Origin of the sequence: Photobacterium sp. SKA34, assembly GCF_000153325.1 — a bacterium.
In the GTDB taxonomy this organism is placed as follows: domain Bacteria; phylum Pseudomonadota; class Gammaproteobacteria; order Enterobacterales; family Vibrionaceae; genus Photobacterium.
The window spans coordinates 446,998-465,090 of record NZ_CH724144.1 but is presented as its reverse complement, the minus strand read 5'-3'; the positions used below and the strand labels follow the sequence as shown (position 1 = coordinate 465,090).

General features: G+C 39.9%; 14 protein-coding genes and 1 other annotated feature. Of the genes, 6 read left to right on the top strand and 8 right to left on the bottom strand.

Annotated features, from left to right (window positions below):
* Window positions 1-54: 54 nt before the first annotated feature.
* Window positions 55-1,269 (top strand): tyrosine transporter TyrP, encoded by a 1,215-nt coding sequence (tyrP, locus tag SKA34_RS18365; protein WP_006647022.1) that lies wholly within the window; start codon window positions 55-57, stop codon window positions 1,267-1,269.
* Between the two features lie 255 nt (window positions 1,270-1,524).
* Window positions 1,525-3,492, top strand: coding sequence for a bifunctional diguanylate cyclase/phosphodiesterase (locus tag SKA34_RS18360; RefSeq protein ID WP_006647021.1), 1,968 nt, complete (start codon window positions 1,525-1,527; stop codon window positions 3,490-3,492).
* A 52-nt stretch (window positions 3,493-3,544) separates the two neighbouring features.
* Here the strand turns inward: SKA34_RS18360 and SKA34_RS18355 are convergent, their stop codons facing one another.
* Window positions 3,545-4,735, bottom strand: a complete 1,191-nt coding sequence (locus SKA34_RS18355) for a methyltransferase (protein WP_006647020.1) — start codon at window positions 4,733-4,735, stop codon at window positions 3,545-3,547.
* Between the two features lie 116 nt (window positions 4,736-4,851).
* Entirely contained in the window at window positions 4,852-5,826 is a 975-nt protein-coding gene (gene cysB / locus SKA34_RS18350) for an HTH-type transcriptional regulator CysB (RefSeq protein WP_006647019.1), read from the bottom strand.
* A gap of 392 nt (window positions 5,827-6,218) precedes the next feature.
* Between cysB and SKA34_RS18345 the strand changes: the two genes are divergently transcribed.
* Together SKA34_RS18345 and SKA34_RS18340 are read left to right on the top strand one after the other, a co-directional pair.
* Window positions 6,219-6,980: a hypothetical protein gene (locus tag SKA34_RS18345; protein ID WP_006647018.1), complete on the top strand. Its 762-nt coding sequence runs from the start codon at window positions 6,219-6,221 to the stop codon at window positions 6,978-6,980.
* A 90-nt stretch (window positions 6,981-7,070) separates the two neighbouring features.
* Complete coding sequence (locus SKA34_RS18340) at window positions 7,071-7,850, top strand: tRNA isopentenyl-2-thiomethyl-A-37 hydroxylase MiaE (protein ID WP_006647017.1); 780 nt, start codon at window positions 7,071-7,073, stop codon at window positions 7,848-7,850.
* A 101-nt stretch (window positions 7,851-7,951) separates the two neighbouring features.
* Here SKA34_RS18340 and topA read toward each other — a convergent pair whose 3' ends face one another.
* On the bottom strand, window positions 7,952-10,606 hold the full coding sequence (gene topA / locus SKA34_RS18335) for a type I DNA topoisomerase (RefSeq protein ID WP_006647016.1): 2,655 nt from the start codon (window positions 10,604-10,606) through the stop codon (window positions 7,952-7,954).
* 620 nt (window positions 10,607-11,226) lie between these two features.
* On the opposite strand from topA, the gene SKA34_RS18330 reads away from it, so the two are divergent.
* Window positions 11,227-11,475, top strand: a complete 249-nt coding sequence (locus SKA34_RS18330) for a YciN family protein (RefSeq protein ID WP_006647015.1) — start codon at window positions 11,227-11,229, stop codon at window positions 11,473-11,475.
* Window positions 11,476-11,534: 59 nt separating this feature from the next.
* Here SKA34_RS18330 and sohB read toward each other — a convergent pair whose 3' ends face one another.
* Entirely contained in the window at window positions 11,535-12,596 is a 1,062-nt protein-coding gene (gene sohB / locus SKA34_RS18325) for a protease SohB (protein WP_006647014.1), read from the bottom strand.
* A 268-nt stretch (window positions 12,597-12,864) separates the two neighbouring features.
* Between sohB and SKA34_RS18320 the strand changes: the two genes are divergently transcribed.
* Window positions 12,865-13,632: a YciK family oxidoreductase gene (locus SKA34_RS18320; RefSeq protein ID WP_006647013.1), complete on the top strand. Its 768-nt coding sequence runs from the start codon at window positions 12,865-12,867 to the stop codon at window positions 13,630-13,632.
* 73 nt (window positions 13,633-13,705) lie between these two features.
* On the opposite strand, the gene SKA34_RS18315 is transcribed toward SKA34_RS18320, so the two are convergent.
* The 4 genes from SKA34_RS18315 to SKA34_RS18300 all read right to left on the bottom strand — a co-directional run bounded on the left by SKA34_RS18315 (window position 13,706) and on the right by SKA34_RS18300 (window position 17,745).
* Window positions 13,706-14,590, bottom strand: a complete 885-nt coding sequence (locus SKA34_RS18315; protein WP_006647012.1) for a DMT family transporter — start codon at window positions 14,588-14,590, stop codon at window positions 13,706-13,708.
* Between the two features lie 173 nt (window positions 14,591-14,763).
* On the bottom strand, window positions 14,764-15,894 hold the full coding sequence (gene rluB / locus SKA34_RS18310; RefSeq protein ID WP_006647011.1) for a 23S rRNA pseudouridine(2605) synthase RluB: 1,131 nt from the start codon (window positions 15,892-15,894) through the stop codon (window positions 14,764-14,766).
* Between the two features lie 340 nt (window positions 15,895-16,234).
* Entirely contained in the window at window positions 16,235-16,855 is a 621-nt protein-coding gene (locus SKA34_RS18305) for an L-threonylcarbamoyladenylate synthase (protein WP_006647010.1), read from the bottom strand.
* A complete protein-coding gene (locus tag SKA34_RS18300; protein WP_006647009.1) occupies window positions 16,855-17,745 on the bottom strand; it encodes a PHP domain-containing protein in 891 nt (296 codons plus the stop codon). The genes SKA34_RS18305 and SKA34_RS18300 overlap by 1 nt, the downstream gene beginning before the upstream one ends.
* A 176-nt stretch (window positions 17,746-17,921) precedes the next feature.
* Window positions 17,922-18,016 (top strand) — a sequence feature (Trp leader region).
* Window positions 18,017-18,093 lie beyond the last annotated feature (77 nt).

Genomic DNA, 18,093 nt, shown 5'->3' with positions numbered 1-18,093 from the left:
TGATCAATAACGACCACCTCCCGATCTAATTATTTACCTCTGGGAGCAACACAAATGGCTTTAAATAAAACACTCGGCAGTATGCTTATTATTGCAGGTACGACTATTGGTGCAGGCATGTTAGCCCTCCCTCTAGCTTCCGCTGGACTTGGATTTACTACCGCATTAGTTGCCATGTTCGGCATGTGGGCACTAATGACTTACACAGCTTTATTGATGATTGAAGTTCATCAACATGCAGATACAAATGCGACATTAAACACTTTGGCTCAACAACTTCTTGGTCGCAAAGGACAAATCATTGCTAACTTTGCCATGATCTTTCTTCTTTATTCTTTATGCGCAGCCTACATTGCAGGTGGTGGTGGTCAGTTAAGTGAGAAGTTAAGTGGCTGGTTTAATACATCCATTCCTCCACAATTAGGCGCATTATTGTTTACGCTTTTAATTGCCGCGGTAGTTTCTGTTGGTACTCATACTGTTGATTTGGTAAACCGTTTACTTTTTGCTGCAAAAATAATTGCGCTAGCCGTCATGTTGGGGTTGTTAGTTCCACATGTTGAGGGAGAACACCTTGTTGAAATGCCTGTTCAAAAAGGCTTAATCTTATCAGCATTACCTGTTGTTTTTACCTCTTTTGGTTTCCACGGCAGTATTCCATCGATCGTGCGTTACATAGGCATTGATATAAAGACATTAAAAAAAGTCATGATTATTGGCTCAGCACTGCCTCTTTTTATTTACGTTTTATGGCAATTAGCAAGTCAAGGTGTAATGAGCCAACCAGAGTTGATGGCAAGTACAACATTGGGCAGTTTTATTGCGAGTTTAAGTGATTTACTCCATAATCCTATGGTTAGCCAATCTGTCTCCGTTTTCGCAGATCTCGCACTAGCAACATCTTTTTTAGGTGTTAGTTTAGGGTTATTTGACTTTATGGCTGATAGCTTGAAACGTTCAAGTAATGTGAATGGTCGCATGCAAACCGGCATGATCACTTTCTTACCTCCCCTTGCCTTTGCTATCTTTTACCCACAAGGCTTTATTATGGCACTGGGGTACGCAGCCATTGCATTAGTTATTTTGGCGATATTTTTACCTGTTGCAATGGTTAGATCTCAGAGAAAAAAGAATAATATATCTAATGAAATTTCATCTTATAAAGTAAAAGGTGGTAATTTTGGTTTAATTATTGTGACAATGGCTGGAGTTTTAATTATATCTGCGCAGGCCTTACAAATGGTCGGCTTAATTCCAGCTGTTGGATAATTGATAAATAAAGAATAAGAAAGTAATTTTGTTACTTTCTTATTCTTTTACATTTCATAAATATATTTAAATAATAAAAAATATTTCATTACAATAAGTTAAGCTCCACCCAAATAACCATGAATTTGTTATACAATACCCCACATTAAAGCACAACTTTGTGAAGTAGTATCACGCATTTATAAAAAAAATTACTTTCTGTTGTTTATATGTCAGCTAAAATCATCTTACATAATAATTAAAAAGATATTGGTGATGGATATTTACTCGCCTTTAAATCATCTTCAAAGTCCTATTTGGATTTTTGATTTTGATCACAAACAAATCATTTGGGCTAACGACAAAGCACTTCCTTTATGGGAGTCCTCCTCTCACGATGAACTTCGATCGCGCGATCTTGGCAAAGATATGTCAGCCGCAGTAGAAGCAACTTTAGAAGAGTACCGCGAAACATTTAAACAAAATAAAACAATCAAAACATGGTGGCATTTAGATCCAAGAAAGGTTGGTAAAAACTTGCTTTGCATTTTTTCTGGTATCAATTTGCCTGATAAACGTGTTGCAATGCTTGTGGAAGTTATCGGTGATGAATCAAGTATTCGACGTGAACTAGCTTTTTCTGATTACTCTAATCTAGCGCTGCTGTTTAATGAACAAGGTAACTTAGTGAGTGCCAATACCGTGTTTACCAAAACATATGGTGAAGATCTCAGTAACTTAGCAGCCTTTGTTGGTGACAGTGATATTGCCCAACAATGGATATCTGACGCTAAAAATAATCTAAACCTTAAACATAGCCGATTATGTTGGACAGGAAAAAGTCATACTTGGTTTAACATTGAAGCTAAATGGCTATCTGATAAATCTCAACTCCTACTTCAAATTGTTAACATCACCAAAGAAAAAGAGAACTTACAGCGCGAACGTTATAATGCTGAGCACGATTTTTTAACTGGATTAATGAACCGACGCGGTATTTCTACAGCATTAAAAGCTAGCCACCATTCTTCACTTCCGTACCATTTATTATTTCTTGACCTCGATAGCTTTAAACTGATTAACGATACTTATGGTCACGCTATTGGCGATAAATTATTAAGAGCTGTTGCTATTAGATTATTAGATACAGTGAGAGGACGAGGACTTGTCGCCCGTTTTGGTGGTGATGAATTTATAATCCAAGTTGAAGATCGATATATTTCTAATTTAGTCCAACTAACCCAAGAAATAATTTCGGCCCTAAACAGACCTTTCTATATCAAAAATATTGGTGAAATATCTATTGGATGCAGCATCGGTACTGCGCAATACCCTAAAGATGCCAATAGTTTCGAGACCTTAATTACTCAAGCTGATATGGCAATGCATTGTGCTAAAAAGCATGGTCGTAATTGTAGCTATCATTTCCAGCCTCATTTGGCAGAAACACTGTATCGTAAAAATGCACTACGCCATCACTTATCTCAAGCGATTGAAATTAAAGATTTTGAATTGTATTATCAACCTATTATTGATCTTAATACAATGTTGCTAAAAGGCTTTGAAGCGCTTATTCGCTGGCATGACGACTCTTTAGGTCATGTCTCTCCTGCTGAGTTTATTCCATTAGCAGAAGAAACTGGGCAAATTGTTCCTATTGGCTCTTGGGTGCTTAGACACGCTTGTAAACAATTGGATGAATGGAATCAACAATACGATACCAAGTTAGTAATGAGTATTAATTTATCTCGAGCACAACTAAAAATGTCTCTTTTAGATGAGCTAAAGGCAATTACTAAAGAATATAATATAGACTCAGCTCAAGTAGCTTTAGAAATAACCGAGTCTGCCATGCTGCATGATTTCAGTGAGGCTATGCCATGTTTAGATGCTATTGCTGCACTGGGCTTTGAACTTTATCTTGATGATTTTGGTACGGGATACTCATCGTTATCACAATTGCAAAACCTTCCAATCAGTACAGTTAAGCTAGACCAAAGTTTTGTTCAAAATGAACATGACAGTGGGAAAGCAATTGTTGAAGCAACAAAAGCGATTTGTAATAAGCTCAATCTTAAAGTAGTAGCTGAAGGAGTCGAAACGAAAGAGCAGCTAGAATATATCCAGAGCTGTAATTTCAATTATTGCCAAGGTTATTACTTTAATAAGCCCCTTTCTGTCAGCGAATTAGAAAAGGGAATTCTTTCGACACTACTCACGAAAGAGCAAGTTCAGCTTAAATAATATCAATAAAACCACCATGATTTCACGGTGGTTTTATATTGCCGATAAAAAATTAGTAACGTTCTGCGTGAATCAATAAATTTCTTGGTGTCATTTGTTTTTTGCAGAATGTCCCTAACGATACGTCATAGCCAAACTCTTCAAGATAACAAACACGATCAAGCACTAACCATAACTCTAATGGTCGACGAAACAATTGACGGACTAACTCCATCCGCTCTGTTATCGCAAAGCGTTGTTCGCCTTGTTGCTGCCAATAATCGAAATCAATGTTAGCGGGTAACTCAATCCCTTTCTGATCTGCAGCCCAACAACAAAAAGATTTAAAACCTTCACCTAATAACGCTTTTTGTACATTAGGGACTGGTAGATAGATATCAGATTGATTAACTTTTCGCTGTAATAAATCAAACCCTAACCGAAAACTAACCTCTATAAACCGAAGTTGCTTAACACGATTTCCAGCCGTCACTGTCTCTTGTAGCGGTAAACGTAGGTCATGCTTAGATAACTGTAGTTGGCTCGATTTTGCAACCGTTGATAACGGCTGATAATGTAAATCTCGAATCAAATGGTAGCAACACGGAGATATGCTCAACGCCTTTCCTTTTTTCGCCACAATTTGTTTAATGAGCGACACATGCAAGTCACCACATGCGTGCAGTGCAACAGCATGTTGCTGCTCTTTAATATATTGCTGGCTGCTTACATCAAATGCGTCGCCCTGAACAAAATGGATATCTAATCCCAGTTGTTGCGCTGCAGCTTCACCATCCACACATAATTGCGGTTGCCATTCTAAACTTGTGACTGGCTGCTGGTGCGTTACCGATAATACGCGCCCTAAAAAACCTTTTCCCGCGCACCATTCAAGCCATGGTAAATTCAGGCGTGGCAATACATGATTAAATGCTGTGATTTGTTGCCATTTACGCCCAGGAATGCCTGTATCAAAGTTTTTAGGATACTCGTATTCTGTTTTTTGTAGCGACGGCGTTTTTGCTAAATCAGCTAATATTTTAGCATCAGGGATCCATGGCTCAAACGCTGCTAATAGTGCGTCATGATCTTGATTCAACTGCTGCAAACTTTGATCATCAATAGACTGTAACCATCGACAAAATTCAGGGTGTTGCTGATGCCATGTAAACCCCTTATCAGCAAAAGGAACAAACTGCCAATATTGTTTATTTTTCGTCAATAACGTATCTAATTGGTGAAAAGTGTTGGCATAGCAAGTCATAAATAGCAACTTCAAGGTACATAAAAACAAGAGGCGCTAGTGTATACCTAAATACGCCTTCCCATAAACAACAAAACCGCCAAGAGTGGCGGTTTTAAATATAGATAACAAAAAAGTTATCGTACCGGTAAATCAAAAGAAGCAAACATCGCTTCAATTTCACCATTGGTCTTTAATGCTATTGCTTGATCAACCACATTACGCGTCAAGTGAGGCGCAAAACGTTCCATAAAGTCATACATATACGTACGCAAGAATGTACCTTTCTTAAAGCCTATCTTGGTCGTACTCGCTTCAAAAATATGGCTGGCATCAATGGCAACTAAATCTTTGTCTGTTTCAGGATCCATTGCCATACTGGCGATGACACCAACACCAATACCTAAACGTACGTAAGTTTTAATGACATCCGCATCTGTTGCCGTAAATACAATCTTAGGCGTCAAACCTGAACGATTAAACGCACTATCAAGCTCTGAGCGTCCAGTAAAACCAAAAACATACGTCACAAGAGAATAAGCCGCTAAATCGTGAATAGTGATGTTTGTTTTGGTTGCTAATGGATGATCACTGCGAACCACTATTGAACGATTCCAGTGGTAACATGGCAACATGATCATATCTTGATATAAATGTAGTGCTTCTGTCGCAATAGCAAAATCTGAACGACCTTTACCAACGGCATCAGCAATTTGAGATGGCGTTCCTTGATGCATATGTAATGATACTTTAGGGTATCGCGCTGTAAAACCTTGAATCACCGATGGCAAAGCGTAGCGTGCTTGGGTATGAGTTGTCGCAATGTTTAACGTTCCCATTTCAGGGTGAGTATGCTCACCTGCTACCGCTTTAATGCTTTCGACTCTTGATAGAATATCACGTGAAATACGAACAATTTCTTCACCAGCAGGTGTCACTTGGGTTAAATGCTTACCACTTCGTTCAAAAATCTGAATGCCAAGCTCATCTTCGAGCAATCGAACTTGCTTACTAATACCGGGCTGAGAAGTATATAAACTCTCAGCCGTCGATGAAACGTTAAGATTGTGATTAACCACCTCAACAATATAGCGTAGCTGTTGTAATTTCATGGTACCGCCTGCCTACTCAATAATCCGTTACCTTTCACACCACATCCATCAAGCCCTTATGGTATTTAATGAGACAGGTATAATAATGCAACCATGTAATTAACATTTTATATATTGAAATCAGTTAATTTCATAGCATTTGTTTGTTTTTTAGTTACCTAACTCAATGTTTTGACAATAAATCAAGACCGGTAAAATATCTCGACATTTCAACAAGCGCACATATTAAGCGACTTTCGGGATATTTTGTTACGCCTAAATTTGCCGCACAACACAAATTACATATCGATTTGAACAAAGCTCCTATTTAATAAGCATCTCACTAGGCTGTTTTTTAGAGATAGTGTATCCTGTAATATTCAAGATTAATGCATGGAAGATAGATATATCTTATGAGTATTCCTTTAGTTATAGGCCTCATTGGTCTGTTACTTGCGCTTATTGTTGGCTACAACGTTATTATTCAATATCGCCAGCGTTTAGAGTCGATCAAACAACAAGAATTAGCTAAGCATATTGCGATTATTGATGCGACTGAAGAGTTAATCGGTAATGCACATCACCTGCCTTATAGCAAAGAATTATTGGTCTGCTTAAACCAACGTATTGTTGATGCTTTACAACAAATGTCAGAAGCATCACCTAATGATCGCTCTTTGACTCTCCGTATAAAAAATGTCAGCGAGCAAATTACCCATTTAGAAGCTAATTACAGTAATGCCGACATTACCCCTTTTAAAGTGCCGAATACGGACAAACAAGCGATTGGTATGCTACAGCTTGTCAAACGTTTGAAGACAGTGATAAAAAGTGAGCACAGTAAAGGCCGTATGGGTACTCAGGCATTTGTTAACGAGAATGCCCGTTTAGAATCGATTCAACTACGTATTAATATTGAAAATGTCGTTAAGCGCGCGAATGAAGCGCGTATTAAAGGACAAATTGGTACAGCAAAGCAATTGCTTAAGAAAGGCATTGATGTTCTTTCAGCTAAAAATGACAACTATGCTAACCAAGCACGAGAAAAATTACAGCTGATGCTTGATGAAATTGATAACAAGCAATCAATGAACTATGAACAAGAGCGCCAACAACAGCTAGATAAAGACCAAGACGATCTCGATGTTTTATTCCAGCCAAAGCGTAAATGGTGATTTGATTTACTTTGGCTTAAAATAGCTTCATCTACCAAGGTCGCAGTAGCGGCCTTTTTTACGTCTTATAACAATAAAAAGATACGCCTTATGGATAACACTCAACAGATGATCAATGAGCTACTTCAGCCCATTAAACAATTTCTTCAATGTGAAACGCCTGATAGCTGGATTGAAGAGGCTCGTAAACCAGAAAACCTAACTGCATTGTTGGTTGATCACTGTAACTGTGAACTAAAAGCCAGCCAAACGGCGATGTTCATGGTACGTAAATACGCAGTTGATAAAGCCAGTGGTGAAGCGCTACTTGCATGGGCAAAGCCTTATGAAGATTTTGTTTACGGCGGTGCTAATCGCTCTACAGCGCTATTCCATAACAAAAAAAATGGCTTGTCTGCACCATTGGTCGCTCGTCCTGACTTTCCTTATGGTGAAGAACTCATTGAAAAAATGGTGCGCTTAATTAAAGAAGAATTTCACCATTTTGAGCAAGTGTTAGAGATCATGGAAAAACGTGATATTCCCTACTCTAACTTGCATGCGGGACGTTATGCCAAAGGCTTAATGAAAGCAGTACGAACCCATGAGCCGGCAACATTAATCGATAAGCTCATCGTTGGTGCTTACATTGAAGCGCGCTCTTGTGAACGTTTTGCCAAGTTAGCGCCTTATTTAGACCCTGAACTCAAAAAGTTTTATATCTCGTTATTACGCTCAGAAGCTCGCCATTATCAAGATTATTTAACGCTTGCTGAAAAAATTGCGGGTCAGGATATAAGTGAGCGTGTCAATGTGATTGGTGCAAAAGAAGCAGAGCTAATTCAGGCGCCTGACAACACTTTCCGTTTCCACAGTGGTGTACCTGAATAAGGTTATATTTACACTCATCACCGCTATTAGATGTTTTGTACGCTAAAAAACAAAAACGCCATCAGTATTAACTGATGGCGTTTTTTAGCGAGAAATCAAGATTACTTTGTCTCTTTTTCTGCTTTCTCTTTCTTTGGCTTTTTACGTTTGTCCGTGATTTCCCACTTACCATCAACGTAAAGTGCAGTCCAACCTGAAGGCTTACCGTCAATCTCAGAACGCACGTAGTTTTCTTTACTCTTACGAGCAAAACGAACCACAGTTGGTAGACCATCTGGATCTGCCACTGGCGCTTCAGTTAGGTAAGTAAACTTAGGCGATAGACGATCTTTAAAGCGGACTAACTCTTCCACTAACGGCGCACGTGTTTCACGCGATTTAGGGAACGTACTTGCCGCCATAAACAAACCAGACGCGCCGTCACGAAGTACAAAGTAAGCATTAGTATCTTGCGTACAAGGTATTTCAGGAAGATGTACTGGATCCTCTTTAGGTGGCGCAATTTCACCATTTTTCAGAATCTTACGCGTATTCTTACAGCTTTCATTAGTACAGCCCATGTACTTACCGAAGCGACCATTTTTCAGTTCCATATCAGAGCCGCACTTGTCACATTCAATTAGCGGACCTTCATAGCCTTTAAGCTTAAACTCACCTTTTTCGACAATGTAACCTTCACAGCTTGGGTTATTACCACAAACGTGTAGTTTACGATCTTTATCAATCAGGTAAGCATCCATTGCTGTACTACAAATCGGACAACGTTTCTTCGCGCGCAATGCTGCCGTTTCAACGTCTTCTTCAAGTACGTTAACAATGCCATCTTCGTTACCTAAGTTAATCGTTGTTTTACAACGCTCTTTAGGTGGCAATGCGTAGCCAGAACAACCGAGGAATACACCCGTTGATGCGGTACGAATACCCATTGGACGAGAACATGTTGGACATTCAATATCAGTTAATACGATATTGTTTGGCTTCATGCCACCTTCTGATTCATCAAGCTCAGCTTTTTCAAGCTCAGTCGTAAAATCAGAGAAGAACTCATCAAGTACTTTTTTCCAGTTTTTCTCACCTTCAGCGATTTTATCGAGGTTACCTTCCATACGGGCAGTAAAATCGAAATCCATCAAATCAGGGAAACTACCGTCTAAGCGATCTGAAACAATCTCACCCATCTTCTCAGCATAAAAACGACGCTGATCAACACGCACATAACCACGATCTTGAATCGTTGAAATAATAGATGCATAAGTTGATGGACGACCAATGCCACGCTTTTCTAGCTCTTTAACCAATGCAGCTTCTGTAAAGCGCGCTGGCGGCTTAGTAAAGTGTTGCTTAGGTTCGAGTTGTTCTAGCTTCAATACGTCGCCCACGTTAACCATAGGCAGCGTAGTATCTTCATTTTTACCAGATGGACGCTGTACTAGTGTCCAACCTGCAAAACGTAACGTACGACCTTTCGCTTTTAAGCTAAAGTCACCCGCTTTTACCGTAATCGTGCTCGAATCGTATTTCGCTGGCACCATCTGACATGATACGAATTGACGCCAAATTAAGTCATATAACTTAACCGCATCGGCTTCCATACCTTCTAGGTTTTCAGCTTTCATTTCTACGTGAGAAGGGCGAATCGCTTCGTGCGCTTCTTGCGCATTTTTCTTACTGCCATAAACATTGGCCACTTTTGGCAAATATTCATCGCCATACTCACTACCAATAAACTCACGTGCTGATTCAACCGCTTCTTTAGAAAGGTTGGTTGAGTCAGTACGCATGTAGGTAATGTGACCCGCTTCGTATAAACGTTGCGCTAAGCCCATTGTACGCTTAACACCATAACCTAAGCGCGTACTCGCCGCTTGTTGAAGTGTTGAGGTAATGTATGGCGCTGATGGCTTACTGCTAGTTGGACGATCTTCACGATCAATCACTTCATACGCTGCTTTTTCAAGTAACGCTTTTGCAGCCATGGTGTCTTTTTCATTAACAGGACGGAATGTTTTACCCGCCTGTTGAGCCACCATTAAACGTAACGCATCTTTACCGACTGTTAGTGTGTCAGCGTGGATATCCCAAAACTCTTCAGGATCAAAAGCATTAATTTCGCGTTCACGTTCAACGATTAATTTTACCGCTACAGACTGAACACGACCCGCAGATAAACCACGAGCGACTTTTTTCCACAATAATGGTGAAACCATAAAGCCAACAACACGGTCTAAAAAACGACGTGCTTGCTGTGCGTTTACACCATCAATATTAAGTTCACCAGGCTCTTCAAAGGCCTGCTGAATTGCATTCTTTGTAATTTCGTTGAACACAACGCGCTTATAGCGTGCATCATCGCCACCGATGATCTCACGAAGGTGCCACGCAATGGCTTCTCCTTCGCGGTCCAAATCAGTTGCGAGATAAACATAGTCAGCGTCCGCTGCTAGTTTTTGTAATTCATTAACGACTTTTTCTTTACCCGGAAGCACTTCGTAATGCGCGTTCCAATCATCATAGGGATCAACCCCCATTTTACTGATCAGCGCTTTACGGTCTTTCTCTTGCTTGATGCGTGCTTTATCTTCAACACTCAACCCTTTAGTCGATGTTGCCGCGGCTTTCTTGCCATTACTACGTGCACCTGTTGGTAAATCACGAACGTGACCAACACTTGACTTAACAATGAAATCCTTACCCAAGTACTTATTAATCGTTTTAGCCTTGGCGGGGGACTCCACGATAACGAGAGATCTACCCATAATGACTCTATTACGTCCTCGTGCTCGCTAAATATAAAAATAAAAATTATTACTGGATTACGGGGTAATTCAGCAACATTCAACCAATCTCATTAAGTCACTAATCATAAAAAGATAGGAGCAGTGAATTAATATGATTGCCTATGATCTTTTTCGTAATCAAACATTTTTGCAATGAAAAATTTCATTGCCACTACGTAAAATTCTATTTACATATTGGGCTAGAATACAAGAAGGTCAACTGCTTTTTAACGAAATCGGTCTGTTTGGTTGCACCTTCCCCAATTGTTAACAAAATGTATAACATAAATGTAATATAACAAACCATCAAATAACAGTATGATTTAAAAAAATATAGTCGAAGGAAATGTGATTTTACAAAAGCTATTCGCCACCACCAAATAAATTAGGCATGAATTTGCGCAGATCATTACCATTTATCTAATATCACTGACTAGCGTAAAAAATTTTTTATGTATTTAGTCACACAATTAAAGACATTAAAACAAAACATACCTTAATATTGATTAAATAATAAACACCCTGCATTTTTGTTTATTTGTTTTATTCAATTAAGTTAAATAGACTATGCAAGCTATTAGATTGTTTGAGACTTTACTATGAGTGATAAAAACCCAATTTCATCAACAGATTTACTAATGATTGCTAACCAAATCATTCAAGATCAAGAGTCTTATATTGATGGGATGCGTGCAACTTCTGTCGAAGAACGCGATGGTGTATTAATTTTCAAAGGTGAATACTTCCTTGATGATCAAGGATTACCAACACCAAACACCACTGTTGTTTTCAATATGTTCAAAATGCTCGCACACAAACTTTCTCCTGAGTTTACGCTAGCAAGCTAAAACGGATGAGAATAAAAAAACCCGCACAAGCGGGTTTTTTAATCTAAGAGAATAAATATTTACATAAATGGACGCTGACCACGCGCAACCCACTTCATCAGTAAACTATCCGCAGCTTCGCTTGATGCGCCTGCTAGTTTCTCAGCAAGCTTCTTACGACGAACATATTTTACTTTAAGTACTTCACGTTCTTTACACGCTTCAGTGATCAAATCATCACTGGTTGATATCTGATCAACCAAACCTAAATCAAATGCTTGTTGTCCGAACCAATGCTCGCCCGTTGCCACTTTTTCAAGATCTAGATCTGGACGGTGGGCTGCAATAAAGTTCTTAAATAAGCCGTGAGTTTCTTCGATTTCCATCTGGAACTTTTCACGTGCTTTATCAGTATTCTCACCAAACATGGTTAATGTACGCTTAAACTCACCAGCGGTGATTTGCTCGTAGTCAATATCGTTCTTTTTCAATACTTTATTAAAGTTTGGTAGTTGAGCAATAACGCCAATTGAGCCAACAATTGCAAACGGTGCTGAAACAATTTTATCAGCAACACATGCCATCATATAACCGCCACTTGCTGCTACTTTATCGACAGCAATAGTCAGCTTGATACCTGACGCTTTTAAACGATCAAGTTGAGATGATGCTAGGCCATAACCATGTACCATACCGCCGCCCGTTTCTAAGCGTAATAGCACTTCATCACCTTCAATAGCAACCGCTAGAATTGCCGTGATCTCTTCACGTAATGACGACACTTCACGCGCATCAATACTACCGCGAAAATCAATAACAAATAAACGGGGATCACGTGATGTTTCTAAGCTGCCATTTTTAGCTGCTTGTTTCACTTCTTGTTGGCGAGCTTTATCTTTTTCTTTCTCTGATTTCTTATCTGCTTTATTGCGTACTTTTAATAACGCTTTATCAAATAAGTGAGATTCAAGTTGGTTTACAGTGTCTTTATATTGTTCTGTCAGATCACTCACTTCCAGTTCACCTTTCTGCGAACCATGACGACCATTCAATGCTTTTACTAGTACCAAGACACCAACAATAGCAACAACCACTGTCGCGATTTTGGCGAAAAATAGTCCATAATCAAATAAAAATTCCAATATCCAATCCTCTTTGTTGGCAGTAAAAAGTGCCAACCGTTATTGTAACTGTGTTATCACGTTTATCGCTATCTTCTCTTTCAGAAAAATGTAATGAATCGGTTTATAGATCACGTCTTAAGATGAAAGGAAATTTAATCAGCGAGTAAATTCTGATATGTTTTGTCTAGTAGTAATCTAAATTGTTACCAAGCTCAATACTTGGTAGAGTTCTTCGGCGAAAAATCAGTCAAATAACAATAAAAAACAACATTGGAAGGATGCTAACGTGAAATACCATAACGCTGCTGATTCTCTTAAAGATCGTGTCATTTTAGTAACCGGTGCTGGTGATGGTATTGGACGCGAAGCCGCTATTCAATATGCAGCCCATGGTGCAACGGTTATTTTACTCGGAAAAACAGTCTCAAAACTTGAAGCCGTTTATGATGAAATTGAAGATTTGGGCTACATACAGCCAGCTATTATCCCTTTAGATTTAATGGGTGCGACTAAACAACACTATCTCGATATGGTGGATACCATCGAGCAGCAATTTGGTCGCCTAGATGGCGTATTGCATAACGCAGGGATCTTGGGCGTGCTTAGCCCACTAGAACAAATTGAAGAATCGACCTTTGATGATGTCATGCAAGTCAATGTAAAAGCGCAGTTTTTACTAACTCAGGCTGTCATTCCATTTATCAAGAAATCGCCCGATGGCAGAATTATTTTTACATCATCAACCGTTGGCCATAGTGGGCGCGCATTTTGGGGCAGTTATGCTATTTCAAAATTTGCGACCGAGGGTATGATGCAAGTCCTTGCTGATGAATTAAGCAACACCAATGTACAAGTAAATGCTATAAATCCTGGTGGTACAAGAACGGGAATGCGTGCCAAAGCCTTCCCAGCAGAAGATGCAAAGCAGCTTAAAACACCAAAAGATATCATACCGCTCTATGTGTATCTAATGGGCCCTGAAAGCCGTCATGTTACTGGTAAATGTATTGATGCCCAGCCTAAGCCATCATCGTCTCACAGCCATTGTGAATAAGAATAAAGCTTATCGTTGAGATATAAACAAAAAGCCGACGCAATGTCGGCTTTTTTACAAGCTAAATATAGTGTTAGTGACTTGATGTTTTAAGTTGTTTTCGCCACTGCCAAGCAAATAAACAGGATAAGGTCAGTACAACGGCAGCAGAGCCTACCAACACATTGGCTGTTGGTGTTTCACCAAGGATCAACCATACCAACAACGGACCAAAAAGCACTTCAAGTAACAAGATCAAACTGGTTTCAGCCGCTGGTAAATAACGTGGGCCATGAGCAATCAAATAAAAAGATAATGGGATCACAACCCCACCGAGTAAGAACATATAAATAGCATGCTGCATGTCCAGTACAAACGGTTTAGCCCCAACACAGAGCGAAATAATCGATGTAAATACACCAGCAAGAATAATATAAATAGAACCTAACTGTCCCTGAGTCTTACGAAGCGCCACAAGATAAACAGCTATCGCAACAGCAGAAACCAAAGCAAGTGAATCCCCTCTCAGCTCATCAGTAGTAGGATGATAACCAAACACTAACCCAATCCCACCAACAGCAATAATAATCGCAATGATCGTTGCTTTATCTAACTTCTCTTTTAAGAAGAAAAAACCAATGACCGCAGTAAATAATGGTGCGGTATTGGTAATAACCAAGGTACTAGCAACTTGAGTATTATTCAGTGATAACACAAAACAAATAGTGGATGCACTGAACAATCCAGCTGTAATTAAGGTTAACAACGACGGGCGTAGTAAATGTTGCTTGATCAGTTTTTTATCTGAATACCACTGTACAATAAACAACATGACAGCAGGTAAAAAACCACGCCAGAAAATTAACGTCCATTCATTACTATCAATTAAACGCACGAGTAGCGTATCAAAACTCAATACCATCACGCCAAAGACCGTGATCAATCGTCCCCGCTGTTGCTCTTTCAATGTATCTAACATTGCTATACTCATTGACTATTCGTTATATGTTTAGCATCCCTTCACAGAAAAGTGCATCACAGCAATATTCACACTTTTCACTCAGTGTCTATTTGAGTTATACCACGTGAATTGCTGGATACAAAAAAACCGACACTAGGTCGGCTTTTAATTATTCTTATAGTCTAAACCAATTACTTACGAGTACGTGGTTTAGCAGGCTTGTTGGCTAGAGGATTGCGGCGATTTGCAGCATTTCCTGAAGGCTTACGCTTACCTGATGATTGCGGTTTACCCGATGTTTGTGGGCGACCTGCTGATTGTGGCTTACCATTATCGCGACTGTCACGATTATCACGACCTTTTGCTGGCTGTGAACGACCATTACCACGACGCTCATTCGATTGAGCTTCAACTTCAGCATTACGGCTAGAACCTGGGTTGCGACGATCGTTACCACGACCACGACGACCACGAGCAGCGCCTGTTTCTACACGCTCTTCATGACGACGAACAGCTCGACGGATCTGACGGATACCTTTTTTACGCTTTTGACCTTCAACAGTTAATGCTGTTTCAGTCTCAGGTGGAAGCTCAACAGTAGCACGAAGCTCATTCACTTCTTTTAGTTCAAGCTCACTCCAACCACCACGAGGCATATCTTTCGTGAGGTAAACATCACCGTAACGAACACGTTTAAGACGACTAACAGTAACGCCTTGAGAATCCCATAAACGACGAACCTCACGGTTACGACCTTCAGTGATCACTACGTAGAAAGTATGATTCATACCTTCACCACCAGCGTAAACAACATCTTCAAAACGTGCTAAACCATCTTCTAGTTCAACACCTTTAACAACGTTCTTTACCATTTGCTCAGTCACTTCACCAAATACACGAACCATGTATTCACGTTCAACTGTGCGGCTTGGGTGCATTAAGCGGTTAGCTAGTTCACCATCTGTAGTGAACAATAATAGACCTGAAGTGTTCGCATCAAGACGGCCTACTGATACCCAGCGACCTGTGTTTAAGCGAGGAAGACGATCAAATACAGTACGGCGGCCTTCAGGATCGTGACGAGTACATAACTCACCTTCTGGCTTGTTGTAAGCAAGAATACGGCAAATTTCTTCATCAGAAGAGATCAGCTCAATGTTATGACCATCAATACGAACACTTACTGATAAATCTTCAAGACGATCGCCAAGTTTAGCAACGACACCATCAACACTCACTCGACCGTTTTGGATCATTAATTCGATTTCACGACGTGATCCTTGGCCAGCTCGTGCCAATACCTTCTGTAATTTTTCACTCATTATAGACAAACCTTTGTCGCCTTCACAGGCGTCGAAATACTCATCAAAAGTTTTCGGATAATACTTTCTAATTTAAAATCAGAGAGTTGCTTAACCAAAACCATTTATGCGAATAGCATTAATTTGGATTCTGTGTGAGATATTAACTACTCACTTTTTATCAGAATGTGGGCGCGCATTATGCCAAAAGAAGGCAACGTTAGCTATAAAAAGATAGTCGATTGCGAGGTTATTTACAGGAAAATCAAAGAAATAAAATGAGGATAAAAACAAAAAAGCAAACAGCTAGAAACTAACTATTTGCTTTTATTAGATTTACTGAATTTTAGAACGATCTAGATCATTCAAACGGTGTCACATCACCTGCACCAACTCGAACAATATTAATTTCACCGTCACTGAAATCAATCACGGTTGTTGGCTGCTCACCTAAGTAACCACCATGCATAATCAAATCAACAGCATGTTCTAACTTATCGCGAATGTCATCGGGATCCGCTTCTGTTGTTTCATTACCCGGTAAGATAAGGCTGGTTGACATTAGTGGCTCACCTAGTGCTTCAAGTAATGCCAGTGCAATCGCATTATCAGGTACACGAATACCAATCGTTTTACGCTTTGCATTCATTAAACGGCGAGGTACTTCTTTTGTTCCTTTAAATATAAAGGTGTATGCACCTGGGGTGTTATTACGTAAAAGACGGAAAGCGATATTATCAACACGGGTGTATAAAGATAGCTCAGATAAATCACGGCATAACAAAGTAAAGTTGTGCTTTTCGTTTAGGCGACGGATCTGACAAATACGCTCTAGTGCTTGTTTATTTTCTAACTGACAACCAAGGGCATAACCAGAATCCGTTGGATAAACCACGACACCGCCATTTTTAATAATTTCTACCGCTTGTTTAATCAAACGCGTTTGGGGTGTTTCTGGGTGAACATAAAAAAATTGACTCATTATTCCTCCTTTGAGGCAGCAGGCTCAGCCTGAATTTCTACCTCTACTCGCTTTTTCTCAACGTCCCAATCATGCCAAATCGCTGGAACATCTTTAGGAAGCCACAAGTTACGTCCTAATTCCGTCCAAGGAGATTGGTAATGAAAATCAGATCCTTGTGAAGCAAGTAAATTAAATTGTATGGCGTAATCCCCTAAGGTACGTCGTTCTTGCGGTGCTTGCTGAGGCTGCGATACTTCCATGCCGTCCCCCCCCGCTTCAATGAAATGCTGGATTAATCGCTTAAGCCATTTTGCCGTCATGTTGTAACGACCAGGATGGGCAATAACCGCTTTACCGCCAGCGGCATGAATCACGTCAATGGCATCGGCGATAGTGCACCAATTTGGCGGTACGTAACCCGGATTTCCACGTGTTAAGAATTTCTTAAACACTGCCTGCATAGTTTTCGCATAACCTTGTTCAACAATCCAACGGGCAAAATGTGCACGAGTAATCGATGCATCACCCGCAAGTTTAGCTGCGCCTTCAAATGCCCCTGGCATTTTGTTTTTCTCAAGTCGTGCGCCAATTTCTTTCGCGCGTTCAAGCCGACGCTCTACTTGCTGCTCAATAAACGCGACTAACGTTGGATTTTGTGGATCTATATTAAGCCCAACAATATGAATATCAAAGTTTTGCCACACGGTAGAGATTTCAATACCGTTGATTAACGTAATAGGCAAGGCTTCTTGCTCTATCACAGTATGCGCTTCATGTAGGCCAGCAACCGTATCGTGATCAGTAATTGCCAGGATGTCGACCCGCATATCTACGGCACGTCGAACTAATTCTTGCGGCGTTAAGCGACCATCAGACGCTGTAGTATGGCTATGTAAATCAAACAACATAAGTTTTATTCTTGACTTTATAATCGTGAACTAGTTTACTAGTACATAAATACCAAGTATCAAATACTTGATTGAGAGGCATCATGTACATTTAGCTTGATAGCAAAAATGTAACTAATACCTAATAGGACTCTTACATGTTACAGCAAATTCAAAATCAACAATGCGTTTTCTTCAATAATTGGTGGTGGCACTCCTACTTACGGGCAGTGTGAATAGCTGTAATTCAGCAAAATAACAACGAGCCCGCCATCAATGCGGGCTTTTTTATAACGGCGAATTTAACCAGATAAAAAATAAAACAGGCACTGCACTTAGCCTTCACTGCGACCATTTACAAGGATGACC